The 12,670-nt window shown below is 56.2% G+C and carries 11 protein-coding genes; 7 read left to right on the top strand and 4 right to left on the bottom strand.

Features of this window, described 5'->3' with window-relative positions; translation table 11 throughout:
• The first annotated feature begins 75 nt into the window (after positions 1 to 75).
• Both BN8_RS23135 and BN8_RS23130 read left to right on the top strand, forming a co-directional pair.
• Positions 76 to 870, top strand: a complete 795-nt coding sequence (locus BN8_RS23135) for a 3-keto-disaccharide hydrolase (protein ID WP_083882527.1) — start codon at positions 76 to 78, stop codon at positions 868 to 870.
• A gap of 125 nt (positions 871 to 995) precedes the next feature.
• Positions 996 to 1,913 (top strand): ChaN family lipoprotein, encoded by a 918-nt coding sequence (locus BN8_RS23130; RefSeq protein ID WP_009284375.1) that lies wholly within the window; start codon positions 996 to 998, stop codon positions 1,911 to 1,913.
• On the opposite strand, the gene BN8_RS23125 is transcribed toward BN8_RS23130, so the two are convergent.
• A complete protein-coding gene (locus tag BN8_RS23125) occupies positions 1,910 to 2,998 on the bottom strand; it encodes a hypothetical protein (RefSeq protein ID WP_009284374.1) in 1,089 nt (362 codons plus the stop codon). The genes BN8_RS23130 and BN8_RS23125 overlap by 4 nt on opposite strands.
• A 99-nt stretch (positions 2,999 to 3,097) precedes the next feature.
• Here BN8_RS23125 and BN8_RS23120 point away from each other — a divergent pair, with 99 nt between their 5' ends.
• From BN8_RS23120 to BN8_RS23110, 3 genes are all read left to right on the top strand, one after another.
• Positions 3,098 to 3,853 carry an outer membrane beta-barrel protein gene (locus BN8_RS23120; RefSeq protein ID WP_009284373.1) on the top strand — a complete coding sequence of 252 codons (756 nt, stop codon included), beginning with the start codon at positions 3,098 to 3,100 and terminating at the stop codon, positions 3,851 to 3,853.
• A 95-nt stretch (positions 3,854 to 3,948) separates the two neighbouring features.
• Positions 3,949 to 4,572, top strand: coding sequence for a Cj0371 family chemotaxis-regulating polar lipoprotein (locus BN8_RS23115; protein WP_009284372.1), 624 nt, complete (start codon positions 3,949 to 3,951; stop codon positions 4,570 to 4,572).
• Positions 4,573 to 4,685: 113 nt separating this feature from the next.
• On the top strand, positions 4,686 to 6,344 hold the full coding sequence (locus BN8_RS23110; protein WP_009284371.1) for a glycerol-3-phosphate dehydrogenase/oxidase: 1,659 nt from the start codon (positions 4,686 to 4,688) through the stop codon (positions 6,342 to 6,344).
• Positions 6,345 to 6,363: 19 nt separating this feature from the next.
• Here the strand turns inward: BN8_RS23110 and BN8_RS23105 are convergent, their stop codons facing one another.
• Positions 6,364 to 7,362 (bottom strand): nucleoside hydrolase, encoded by a 999-nt coding sequence (locus BN8_RS23105; RefSeq protein WP_009284370.1) that lies wholly within the window; start codon positions 7,360 to 7,362, stop codon positions 6,364 to 6,366.
• A gap of 98 nt (positions 7,363 to 7,460) precedes the next feature.
• Between BN8_RS23105 and BN8_RS23100 the strand changes: the two genes are divergently transcribed.
• Positions 7,461 to 8,633 (top strand): glutathionylspermidine synthase family protein, encoded by a 1,173-nt coding sequence (locus BN8_RS23100; protein WP_009284369.1) that lies wholly within the window; start codon positions 7,461 to 7,463, stop codon positions 8,631 to 8,633.
• 88 nt (positions 8,634 to 8,721) lie between these two features.
• On the opposite strand, the gene BN8_RS23095 is transcribed toward BN8_RS23100, so the two are convergent.
• Positions 8,722 to 9,024: a hypothetical protein gene (locus BN8_RS23095; RefSeq protein ID WP_009284368.1), complete on the bottom strand. Its 303-nt coding sequence runs from the start codon at positions 9,022 to 9,024 to the stop codon at positions 8,722 to 8,724.
• Between the two features lie 79 nt (positions 9,025 to 9,103).
• Here BN8_RS23095 and BN8_RS23090 point away from each other — a divergent pair, with 79 nt between their 5' ends.
• Positions 9,104 to 9,451, top strand: coding sequence for a DoxX family protein (locus BN8_RS23090; RefSeq protein ID WP_009284367.1), 348 nt, complete (start codon positions 9,104 to 9,106; stop codon positions 9,449 to 9,451).
• 2 nt (positions 9,452 to 9,453) lie between these two features.
• Here the strand turns inward: BN8_RS23090 and BN8_RS23085 are convergent, their stop codons facing one another.
• The gene (locus tag BN8_RS23085; RefSeq protein WP_009284366.1) at positions 9,454 to 12,666 is read right to left on the bottom strand and encodes a DUF7948 domain-containing protein; all 3,213 of its coding nucleotides are present in this window, start codon (positions 12,664 to 12,666) and stop codon (positions 9,454 to 9,456) included.
• Positions 12,667 to 12,670 lie beyond the last annotated feature (4 nt).

The raw sequence follows: 12,670 nt of genomic DNA, 5'->3' as shown, positions 1-12,670 counted from the left end.
GAAACGGGGCGGTACCGGCATTTACTCTATCTTTGAACGTTTTCCTTAAGCATGTATCAAATTCCAGTTATTCGCATGAAGACCGTGTTTTTTGCGCGTACTCTAACCCTTGGCCTGGTTGGCGCAGCCTGTGTGCAGGTGGCCATCGCCCAAACTGAACCGAATAAGCAAACGCCCCAGTCGACCGAAATCTGGGAGCCCGTTCCTCCGGTTGTAACGCCGGGTGTGTATTCTGCCAATACAGCCGGTACGACACCCCCCTCCGACGCCATTGTATTATTTGATGGTAAGAATGCTGACAATTGGGTGGCCAATAAAGGCTACACGCCAACGGCCAGCACAGCTCCGCTGCAATGGCCCGTTCGTGATGGAGTGCTGTACTCGTCGACGTCGTCGTCGGCCCGCACCAAACAGGAGTTCGGCGATATGCAGCTCCACATTGAGTTTCAGACACCCTCGAAAGTTGAAGGCAACGGCCAGGGTCGGGGCAACAGCGGTATCTTCCTGCAAGGCCGGTACGAACTTCAGGTACTTGACAACTACAACAACCCGACCTATGTGAACGGAATGGTTGGCTCGATCTACAAACAGGCGATTCCGCTGGCAAACCCCAGCCGTAAGCCGGGCGAGTGGCAGAGCTACGACATTATTTACATGGCTCCGCGCTTCAACAAAGCTGGTCTGATGGTAGAGCCGGCCTATGTAACGGTACTGCTGAACGGTATTCTCGTGCAGAACCACGTAGCTATCAAAGGAACGACCGAGTACATCGGTTACCCGAAAGTCCAGGCGCACGGCAAAGGCCCCCTCATTCTTCAGGACCACGGCAACCCGGTTGGTTTCCGGAACATCTGGGTTCGGGAATTGTAAACCTTCCAGTTTGCTGAGCATACATAAAAATCCCCCGGCATAAGTCGGGGGATTTTTCATTTTCGTAATTTACGTACGGCACGAACCTATCCGTCAGGACGTTGTTTTGTAAAAAAACAGTACGTATGCGCCTTGCTCTGCTGCTTCTCTGCCTGCTGGTTTTCGCATTTCGGTCCGATAAGCCTGCCTACCGACTTTACGACCAAAAACTGAAGCCGACAACCTATACCCGGCTACTGCGGCAGGCGGCCGAAGCGGATGTGGTGCTGTTCGGCGAATTGCATAATAATCCGATCTGTCATTGGCTCGAACTCCAACTGACCAAAGACCTGTATGCGGAGAAAAAAGGTGCGCTGGTGCTCGGCGCTGAGATGTTTGAAACGGACAACCAGCAGGCTCTCAGCGACTACGTGCAGGGCCGGACAACTGGTAAGGAGTTTGCGAATCAAGCCCGTCTCTGGCCTAACTACGATACTGACTATCAGCCGTTGGCTAATTTCGCTCGTGAGAATAAGATTCCGTTCGTAGCCACCAACGTACCGCGTCGCTACGCCAGTTTGGTGGCGCGGCAGGGACTGGCTGCACTCGATACGCTGCCGGCCGATACAAAGCGCCAGATGGCTCCGCTGCCCCTAACCGTCGACCTGACTTTGCCGGGCTATAAAGCCATGCTGGATATGATGGGAGGTTCGGCCCACGGCGGTAGTTCCGGTTCGGCATCGAGCGCCCAGGCAAATCCACACGGCGGTTCGTCGGACCAGGCCGCCAATTTTGCCCGGGCACAAGCGATCAAAGATGCAACTATGGCCCATTTTATCCTGCAAAACCTGAAGCCGGGCCAAACCCTGCTACATCTCAATGGTGATTATCACTCGAAGAATTTTGAAGGCATCGTCTGGTACCTGCGTCAGCAGCGCCCGAACCTGAAAATCCTGACGCTTTCGTCGGTGGAGTCCCCTAATCCCGATAAGCCTGCCAACGAAAGCCGCGACCTGGCTAACTACGTGCTGGCTATTCCGGACGATATGACCAAGACGTACTAGCTTCTACCCAGTCGTTCAGCGATCATATATTCCGCCACCAGTGCCCAGCAATGAGCCGCACACTGCCAGCGCATATGCACCAGCGGTCGGTCGGCCAGTCGGCGCAGCAGCGGGTGCTCATAGGCCGTCAGAAGTCCGGCGATGAAAAAGTTGAACCCTTCAAATTCCCGTTCAATACGTTCCAGGTTTATGGTAGGAAGGTTTGTCTGACCCAGCCGGAGCAGGGACGTAGCCAGTAGCACCTGCTCCAGCCGGTTCGTTGCCTTATCGAACAAGTACTGCGCATCCGTGATTAGTCGTGCCCGAATCGGTTCCAGCTCGGGCAGTTGGAAAGCTGCCATCAGCCGCGCCAGGTGGTAGATGATGAGTGAGGTTCGGGCGTAGTGCGGAGCGCACCGAAACGGCTCTGTTTGGTACCGGCCTGTTTCCACCACCGAGCGTAGGAAGGTCAACGTATCCGTTACATGCTGGTCGCGGGGGCGGTCGTATTGAAGCAGGCAATACACAATATTGCTCATCGCACAGGCGTCGAAGTCGATACCCATATTCTTGCCAAACCAGGTTGAATACGCCCGCAGAGGCTGGTAGTCTCCGTAGGTGTTCCGGATCATGCGCTGACTCAGGTTGGCATGCTGGCTCAGTTTGGTTTGTAGCCAGGCCACTTCCTCCGGCGTCGGGTTGGTGGTCAGGTACACCATAGCCGTATCATCGATGTCGTCCGGAATGCGGAAATGATCAAAGTGGCGAAAAACGTAGCCGTTGGAAAAATGCTGCGATGGGCGCGTCGGCCAGAAATTATAGGTTAGCAGGCCGTCCTTATTCTGAAAAAGCGGATACGTACGCACGGCCCGTTGCCTAATCTGGTCGATTAGTTGCTGTGCCGTTGGGGATACGTACTGCCGTAGCTGTTGCAGCGTAAAAACCGTGATGGCCGTAAAAAAGACGTTCGTATCGGGGCGTCGGTAGTGCAGGGTAGCGTTGCTGCGGTACGCGGGAAACAACCCCGCCGGAAACCAGCGGTCACCGGTCGATTGTCGATCGGCGATGTATCCAATCACAGCGTCAACAGATAAACCACTGGCCATATCGGCTAAAATTACAATCCGTTGTATAAAAGTGGCATTGATTTTGTTCGAGATAGCTTGCAATTGATTTTACCAGATTCATTACTAACCCGTTACGAAATGAAACGAATTTTTCTGACTGCGCTCGCGGCTGGCCTGGCTACCGTGTCGTTTGCCCAGAGAGCGTTTATCCTGGCACACCAGCCGAAAAAAGGCTTCATCACCTTAGCCGCCGGAACGAGCCTACCGGTCGGGGATTTTGGATGCCAGACCGTATCGGACCCGCGGGCCGGTATGGCTATTCAGGGCGTAGCGGCTAACGTAGCAGTAGGGTATCAGTTTCTGGGGCCAGTTGGCTTGACGGCCCGTTTTGAACAGCACAGCAACGCCCTCAAAGCGAGTTCTTTACTGAACGCCCTGGTCATGAATGACGGGGATCAATGGTCGGCTAAAGCCGGTAACTGGGCCGTATCAACGCTGATGGGCGGACCTTACGTACATATTCCCTTCAACGGCCTGCTATCGCTGGATGCGCGGGTAATGGCGGGCCGGGCTTCGGCAACCTGCCCCAGCACCTCGCTGGAAGGGACCGTTGACCAGACGCCGATGTGGGTGAAAACGACAGGCGGCAGCAGTACGGCCACGTCGTTTGGTGGGGGTGTAACCCTGCGCTACCGTGTCGGCCGCAGCGTTTCCTTCAACGTTAACAGCGATTATACCCGCGCCAACTTCCGCTTCGATAACCTGACCTCAACGGCGCAAACGGGCAATGGCCGGGCGCAAAGTGGTTTTTACAGCAGCGACCAACTGATCAGTTCCGTTACACTGACGGCCGGGGTATCGATCCTGTTTGCCAATCGCCAGCGTCCGTTCTGAGAACCGCTGGTAGGGCCCACAGGCAGCTTATCCCAATCGACTTGTAACCCAACGGCCTACGCGGTAGTTTAGTAGATAAATCATTGATCTAGACTATGACTCCGCTCCGCCAACACGCGATCATTCGCCGGGTGAAAGATATAACCCTCAGTACAACGCTCAGTATCGCGTTGCTGAACGGCAGCGTACTGCTTCAAAGTTGTGGTAATAACCAATCTGACTCCGAAGCCGCTACCACCGAACAGACCGATAGCTTTCGGCAGGGCGTTCGTACGTATATTACCGAAACGGCTCCCGGTAACTTTAAAATCACAGACGAGCAGCAGGTTGATCCTGGTAAGGCCGGTGCTATCGTGAATTACTACGACGGTCACCGCGATACGCTGAGCGTCGAAGCTGCTCGCCGACTCGTGCAGAACGACCCCTCAACAAGCCAATATTTTAACAACCCGGCCACCTACGGTTCACACCACAGCAATGGCCTGGCCAACGCCCTGTTGTGGGGTGGTTTGGGCTACATGATTGGTCGCTCAACGGCCCCGCGCTACCGCGACGATGAGCGTCGATACGCGTCGGGTATATACGCCAATCGTGGCCTTTACGACCGTACAAATTCCATTCGTGAATCGGTCCGGTCGTCGCGGGTGACCAGCTCGCGGCCCAGCGGTGGCCGTAGTGGTTTCTTCGGCGGTAGCCGCAGCCGGGGATTTTCTTCGTAGTTGCCCGGTTATTTACTACCTTAGCTGTAGACTACTGTAGGCGATTAAGGAATTGTGAAACAGAACTTAATACGCCGGGCGGCCTGTTACCCTAACGAACTACGTTACCAAGCATGAATCGTCGACACAACCTGGAACGGCTGCGGCACGAATCGTTTGACATCTGTGTGATTGGAGCCGGAGCCAGTGGAGCCGGGGCTGCCCTTGACGCGGCCCTGCGTGGCTACCGGGTCGCGCTGATTGACAAAGGAGATATCGCGGGCGAAACTTCGTCGCGCTCGACCAAGCTGATCCATGGTGGAGTGCGGTATCTGGAACAGGCCGTCAAAAATCTGGATCTGGCCCAGCTTCGGCAGGTCCGTCATGGCCTGGCCGAACGCCGGACGGTGCTGCGAAACGCTCCGCATCTGGCCCATCCGCTGGCTTTGCTGACACCCGTTTTTAGCTGGTTTGAGGCTGTTTATATTACAATTGGTCTGACGCTCTACGATTTTTTTGCCAGCCATGACTCGTTCCCCAAAGGTCGTTGGCTGAGCCGCGACAAGGCGCTGGCCAAAATGCCGACCTTGACGCCCCGGCTCCATAGCGCCGTGTTGTATTATGACGGTCAGTTCGACGATGCCCGTTACGCGCTGGCCCTGGCCCATAGTGCCGACGAGGCCGGAGCGTCCGTTGCGAATTACGTTGCGGTGCGTGGATTTGCCCATGACCATGCCGGTCGGCTGGTGGCTGCCGAGGTAGAAGACCAGTTGTCGGGCGAAACGTTTACCATACAGGCCAAACTCTTTCTGAACTGCACCGGCCCGTATGCCGACAGTATCCGGCACCTGGCAAACCCCCTGCTCGAATCCCGCATCCGGCCCAGCAAAGGGGTTCATATTGTGCTGCCGCGCGATGTGCTGCAAAGCGACTCAGCTATGTTGATCCCGAAAACGGCCGATGGTCGCGTCGTATTTGCCATTCCGTTCGGCGACAAGGTGTTTGTTGGGACGACGGACGACGATTATACAGATCTGAACCGCGAGCCAGTGCTGGAGCCGAAGGAAGTGGATTATCTTCTCGATACGCTCCGGCCATACCTGGCCAAAACGCCCGACCGGTCGGAGGTCGAAGCTGGCTTTGGTGGCATCCGGCCGCTCATTACGTCGAATCGGACCACGACCAAAACGTTGCTGCGGGATCACGAAGTTGAACATGATCCGCGCTCGAACCTGCTCAGTCTCCTGGGCGGTAAATGGACAACGTATCGCTTGATGGCCCAGGACGTTATTGACCGGGCGGGTGAGTTGCTCAATACGACTGCTCCATGCACAACGGATACGCATTACCTGGTCGGTGGGGAAGGCTATCAATTCGAGAACTGGCAGTCGCTTCACAACCAGTATGGCTTACCCCCCGAGGTGGCCCAACATCTGGTTAAGACCTACGGCAACCGGGCTGAGCGAGTAGCCGAACTGAGTCGGTCGCAGCCCGGTCTGACGGAACGTCTGACCGAAAGGCAACCCTTCATTGCGGCTGAGGTTGTGTATCAGGTGCGCGAGGAAATGGCCGTTACGCTGCGCGACGTACTGGCCCGGCGCTGGCGGCTCGAACTGGCCGACTGGCAACTGACCAGCGACCTGGCTCCGCAGGTGGCCGACCTCATGGCCGCGGAACTGGGCTGGACGGAGGCATATTGCCAGGAAGAAGTCGATACGTATCAGCAACTGCTGGCGTCGTTCATGCAGCAGGCTGGACTAACCTCGGCGCAGTCGAACGTAGCGACGGTGTGAAGCCCGGCCAGAAACAAAGCTACCGCTTCACCGGCTGGTGCTGCATCAGTTGATTGATCTTCGCCTGAACCTGCGGTACCGGCATTTTCACCACCAGATGCTGGTGGCCCTTACCGGTTGACGTCCAGGTATTGGAGCCGTCGTTGTTGACGGTCATGCGACCGGAGCTGACCGTGTAGTACGGTGCCGGCCCTTTGATCGCCACCAGCACAGCCGTCTGGTCCCAGCTCATACGGCCGTTGTTATCTTCCTTCGCCATAGGCAGACAGATCCGAAACACATCTTTCACGGGGCTGTTGCGAATCGCTTTGTTTTTCGTCAGCGGCAGACCCGTCTTGATTTGCTCACCAATCTCGAAGCCGCTCAGCAGCACCGGCGTCGGCCAGGTATTGAACACGACTTTCGACGCGGGTGTATCCTTGAACACGTTGTACTCCCGGCCCGAAGGAAACTTACCCGCCATACTGACCAGTTGCTTCACCTTCCGCGTTACCAGTTCCCGGCCCGACAGATTAGAATACTGATCCGGCTTAGAGTTCAGCAAATTCGCCAGGTTGGTCAGGAAGCCAACCGTCACGATGGTTACGCTTTGGTCAGGCTGTTTGGCCAGTATCTGGCGGTACAATGCCACGGCATCGGGTACTTCGTTGTTCGATCGCACCGAATGCGGGTATTTGGCCACCAACGTATCGGACCAGTGCTGAGTATCTTTGTCCGTTACGGCCGCGCCTTTAGGTACGCCAATCGGGAGGTTAGGTCGGCCGAAGTACGTATTCAGCACATCAATAACCTGCGTTACTTTCGGGTATTTGGTGCTGGCAATGGTGGCAAGAATCCGAGCCTGGCCGCTGTCGGCGAGGGCGTGCAGGAGCGTTATAGCCCCCACGTCGTCATAATCGGGACCCATATCCGTGTCGAAGATGATGGGAACGGGTGATTTAGCTCCATTACGTGGCTGAGCCGAAGCACTTGTGAACGTAAAAAGGACAAGGAATAGGAAAAATAAGTTGCGGGTCATGGAATCCGATAATTTTGGCTGGACATATAAGCCGGGAAGTTGAAAGACCTACCGTTCAGCCGGGTACATCTTCAGACCTGGTGGATAAAACCACACGTATGATCACGCTAAAACCACTCACTACCTCACCTGATGCCCAGCTCCGGAACCTTGGCTGGGACTGGATGCTCGGCACCGATACGTTGCCTTACCTGACCAACGAAGTCGTTGTTGTTCGTCCCGATGAAGCCGATGCGTATTACGAAGCCGCCAATGAGCTGTTCGATATGCTGGTTGAGGCCGGGCAGCACGTCATTGATAACAACCGGTTTGCTGAACTGGGCATTCCGGCTAACCTGATCGAACTGATCAAACTGTCGTGGGACGACGACCGGAACCTGCACCTCTATGGCCGCTTCGATTTCGCGGGTGGTATCGACGGTCGGCCGATCAAACTGCTGGAATTTAACGCCGATACGGCGACCTGCCTGCCCGAAACGGCCGTGGTGCAATACGCCCACCTGCGGGCCAATGGTCTCGACGAAAGCAGTCAGTTCAACAGCGTTTTTGAAACCCTGACCGAGCAGTTCCGCGAGTTACGTCGGCTCAACAATGACCTGGAACCGTACCTGTTGCTGTCGGCCATGCGCGGTTTTCCGGAAGACGACAGCAACGTAGCGCTGATTGGTGAGGCTGCCCGCGAAGCTGGCTTCGGTGTGCAGTACGACTTTATCGATAACGTCGAGTTTTCGGCCGATCAGGGTATCTTCCGGCAGAATCCTCAGAATGGTCAGTTTGAACGAATGGATTACTGGTTCAAGCTGGTACCTTGGGAGTACATTGGTGAGGAGGAGCCCGAACTGGCCCGAATCCTGACCGAGGCCGTACGTCGGCGGCTGGTCGTGGTGCTGAATCCGGCCTATACGCTGCTGTTCCAGTCCAAATACATCCTGAAAATCCTGTGGGAGTTGTTTCCCAACCATCCGTTGCTACTTCAAACCGAAACCACACCATTAACCGGCAAAGCCTACGTCGAAAAGGTGCTGTTCGGCCGGGAGGGCGCCAATGTCCGAATCGTTGATGCCGACGGTCGTGAGCGTCAGGCGGTGGAAGGAGAATACGGCGATTATCCCCGAATCTATCAGGAATACGCCGAACTACCCACCGACCGAAGCGGCCATTCGTACCAGGCCGGTGTGTTCTTCGCGGGTGAAGCCTGCGGACTCGGCTTCCGGCGGGGCGGTCTGATCCTTGACAACGGTGCCGGATTTATCGGGCACGTAGTGGAGTAAAAGAGAACCGTTTACAGGTTACGGTATTCGGTTTTTGGTAAATGCTGTCTGGTCAACATTCCGTACCAAACCGAATACCGTAAATATGTTACTTCCCTGCTTTTTTCTCGCGACGACGTTCCTCGTACCGCTCACGTTGTTCGGGTGTCATGGCGTTGAGTTTAGCCTGCTTTTTCTGCCGACGTTCCGCTTTAAACGCTTTGCGTTCGGCCGGGGTCATTTTGGCCAGTTCGGCTTTTTTAACGGCTTTTCGTTCGGCACGCTGTTCAGCCTTCAGCTCAGTAAGCTTATGGCCCGGTTTGTCGATGTGGACGTCCGGCCGGGTTTGGGCGTGTGCGCTGACGGACAGTAATACGGTGGCTACGGCCGCAAAAAACAAAGTCGATTTCATAGGTTAGCTTGTTTGTCGATTAGACCCGTGTAACCGACCAGGGTTTAAACGAAACGCCGACCTTGTCCGTTTGGTATTCATGCAATCACTGAGCTTGTACCTGATGGCCTTCGTCTACGTAGCTGCGGGCGTAAACCACTTCCTTCGTCCGAAAATGTACATGGCCATCATGCCCCCTTATCTGCCCGCTCATTACGAGTTGGTTATGCTCAGTGGCGTGGCTGAAGTCGTGCTGGGGATCGGATTGTTGTTTCCGGCAACCCGAACCCTGTCGGCCTGGGGGCTAATTCTGCTGCTGATCGCCGTCTTTCCGGCCAATGTATACATGGCTACGTCGGGGCGATTCCGTAAAATTCCCCGTTGGCTGCTCTGGGCTCGGCTACCATTGCAGGGACTGCTGATCTGGTGGGCGTGGCAGTACACCTGAGCCTACTCAATCACCTGGAGCCAGCCTTTGCATTGCGTACCGTTCGGGGTTGTAATGAGGTAATAATAGAGCCCGTTCGGTACGTCTTTACCCCAGTTGTTGGCGTAGTCGTCGTCCTGGTAAATCCGGCGACCCCACCGGTTGAAGATTTCGAGTTTAGCCCCTGTAAACCCAATGTTGAATACGTCATTTTTGCCATCGCCGTTGGGCGTAATCACGTTCGGGACGTTCTTGAGGTCTTCGTACGATACCGGCAGCGACGTACTGAGCGCACAACCGTTGCGGTAGGCAATCAGCGTAACCTGGTACTGCCCCGATTTGCCGAAATCGTAGTTCTCGGGCACATTGGTCCGCACCGTATCGCCGTTGCCCATCACCCATACGTACTGATCGGCGTTACGCGTGTTGTTGGTGAACGTCAGGCGGGTTGGCTGCTGGCAGTCGCCGTTGGTCTGCACTGAAAAGCTGGGTTGAAACGACGCATCAGCCTGGACCGTAACGCTCCGGCGGGCGGTACAGCCAAATTCATTCGTCATGTCAACGGTGTAGGTCGTCGTCTGCTTGGGAGCGGCAACCGGCGAGGCAATGGTGGTGCTGCTCAGTCCGTCGGCAGGTGTCCAGACGTATTTTGTGGCTCCGCTGGCTCGTAGCGTTACGGTCGCGTTGGGGCAGATCGTCGTGTCGCGGCTTACCTGAAAGTTGGCGGGGCTGACCGTAACCGTCTGCTTCACCGAATCTACGCGCAGGCAGATGAGGGGGTTGTAAGCCCGTAACGTAACGGTGTACTTCCCGGCCTTGTCAAACGTGTAGTTCACCCGGCCCGTGTCGCTGGAAACCACTTTGCCGTCCACCAGCCACTCGTACCGCCGACCACCGATGCTGGTATTCTGAAACGACAGCGCCAGGGGTGTGCAGCCGGTTACCACGCCTTTTTCGCTGCCCCGGTACGTATCAAAATTGGCCTTCAGCTTGTCTACGTCGAATTTGAAAGCGAGGTTGTTGCAGTTGTTGCTGCGGTTGGTGCGTGACCAGGCGGTGGCCGTTGCCGGGAAACTCGTACCGTCGCAGGCGCAAACAGCCTGGTAAATAATTCCCTGCGGACTGAACCGCGACGTACCGCCATCAACGTGGTCGCCCCGGGTGTTTGTCAGGCCACCCATGAAGGTAGCGTACAACAGGCTTTTGGCACCCTGCTCCAATATGGCGATGTAAAAGTTGCTGCCGTTGGTAGTGCGTTGGTAGGCGTCGGACGTAACGGGCAGGCCATTCGTGTTGCTGGCCGAATTGTAGCCGTTTCGGTTGTTAACCAGCCCCCCCCAGCCCGACAGGTAAATATTACCACACTCGTTGACCAGCAGGGCGGTAGGAGATATATCCGGACCGGATCGGGTGGAGCCAATTACGGTCGAGAAGCGGGTGGTTTTTAAGTCCGGATCGAAGGCATGGACAAACTGGCCACTACCAGCGTTCTGATACGTTCCGGTCGTGACGGGGTACCGGCCCTGGGTCAGTCCAAACACGTGCGGGCTGCCATCCGGGCCAACGTCGATCAGGTAGGCTGCATCCTCCCGGTCGGTTCCCAGGTACGTGAGCCGGGTAAGCCGCTGGTTATCAAACCGGGCCACAAATCCATTCGCCAGGAATTGAGAGACCTGGATGGGTTTGGCCTGATACGCGTCGGCACTGGCGGGCAGGTCGGGGCTGGTCGTAACGCCACAAACGTACAGAGAACCCGAAGGAGCCAGGCGCAGCCCGTAGGCTTTGGTAGCACCCTGAGAGCCACTGATCCGGTTGCCCCAACGGAGCTGCGACAAGTCGGCGCTCAATCGAAACACAACGGCTTCGGATATAGAACTAGTCCCGTCGGGCAGGGAGCGGGCAACCGGAAAGTCATACGACTCGGTCAGACTGGCTACGTAGACATCATCGTCGGGCCCAACGATCACTTCGCCCCGCAAATCATCGCCGTAGTTACGCATAAAAATACCGTCGGCTTCCGTATCTGAGGCTCGACGGGCACCAACACCGTCTTTTCCGGTGCCGCCCATAAACGTACTGGCTTTTAGTTGCTTGCCATCCGGGCTGAGGATGGATACGAATAAATCGCTACCGTTCGCAAAAACAATGCTGGTGGTTGTTGTAAATGAAGACGAGAAGGGCGAACCCAGTTGCGTTTTGGTTTGAAACGCACCGGCTGTTACCGGAAAGTCGGGCGAGGAGGTAGTGCCCATCATGACAAGGTCCCCCTGGTTATTCACGATCAGACTATGAGGCAGATCGGCGGCCCGGCCACCCAGCAGCGTTGCATACAGGAGCCTGGAGCCGTCGGGGCTGAATTTCATTACCGATACATCCACCGTACCGCCGAAGCTAACCTGAAACGCACCGGTCTGCACCGGAAAATTACCCCCGAACACGGAACCGGCCGAATACAGGTTTCCCTCTTTGTCGTACGTAGCGGTGTGGCCCCAGTTGTCGGAAACTGAACCCGAATAGCTGGAAAAGATCAATTCCGGATCGAGCGTAAGTTGCTGCGTGCGGTCGTAGCCGCTGGGCAGCGAAAACTGAGCTACGTTGCCCGACAACTGCCAGGCCGCAGCGACTTCGGTTGCCCGTCCGTCGCGGCTGACGTAGCTGTACGGCTTATTCTCGCTGAACGATTGCACCGACGTATCAATGATCAGTCGGCCGTCGTTCAGTCGTACCGAGTTGGCTCCCTTATACGCCAGCCTGATGAGCGACGGGTCGGCCCCCGGCTGAACAATAAATTCATATTTCAGGGTCTGGTAGTAGGCGTAGATCCGCAGGTCGATGCCTGGGTAGATATTTGGGTAGACTACCTCCCCGAAGGCTGGCGCGTCGCCGACCCATTGGTCAGGGTTTTTGCTCAGGAAATAATTCAATGTGGGACCGGTCTTATGGCGGCCTTCGGGTACGTTGACCGTCTGGCTGCCGACCAGTTCGACCGCTACGCCGTGCGCCCGGATCGTGTCGCTCACCGGTACTCCTTTGGCATGGTGGTCGGCCACGGCCTTGCTGTCGTAGAAGACGTAATGCAGGCTATTCTGCTTGAGAAACAGGTAGCCTCCCGGAATATCGGCCCGGAACAGAACGCCGGCTGGCCACTGCCCGCGGTTCTGGACAAAAACGACGTTGGCCGCACAGCGCGTAGAGATAAGGAAGCCGATGAAAAGGAGTGGGTAAAAACGCAGCATAGCG

The organism is Fibrisoma limi BUZ 3, from assembly GCF_000296815.2.
GTDB lineage: Bacteria > Bacteroidota > Bacteroidia > Cytophagales > Spirosomataceae > Fibrisoma > Fibrisoma limi.
This window is presented reverse-complemented; position numbering and strand designations above follow the sequence as displayed.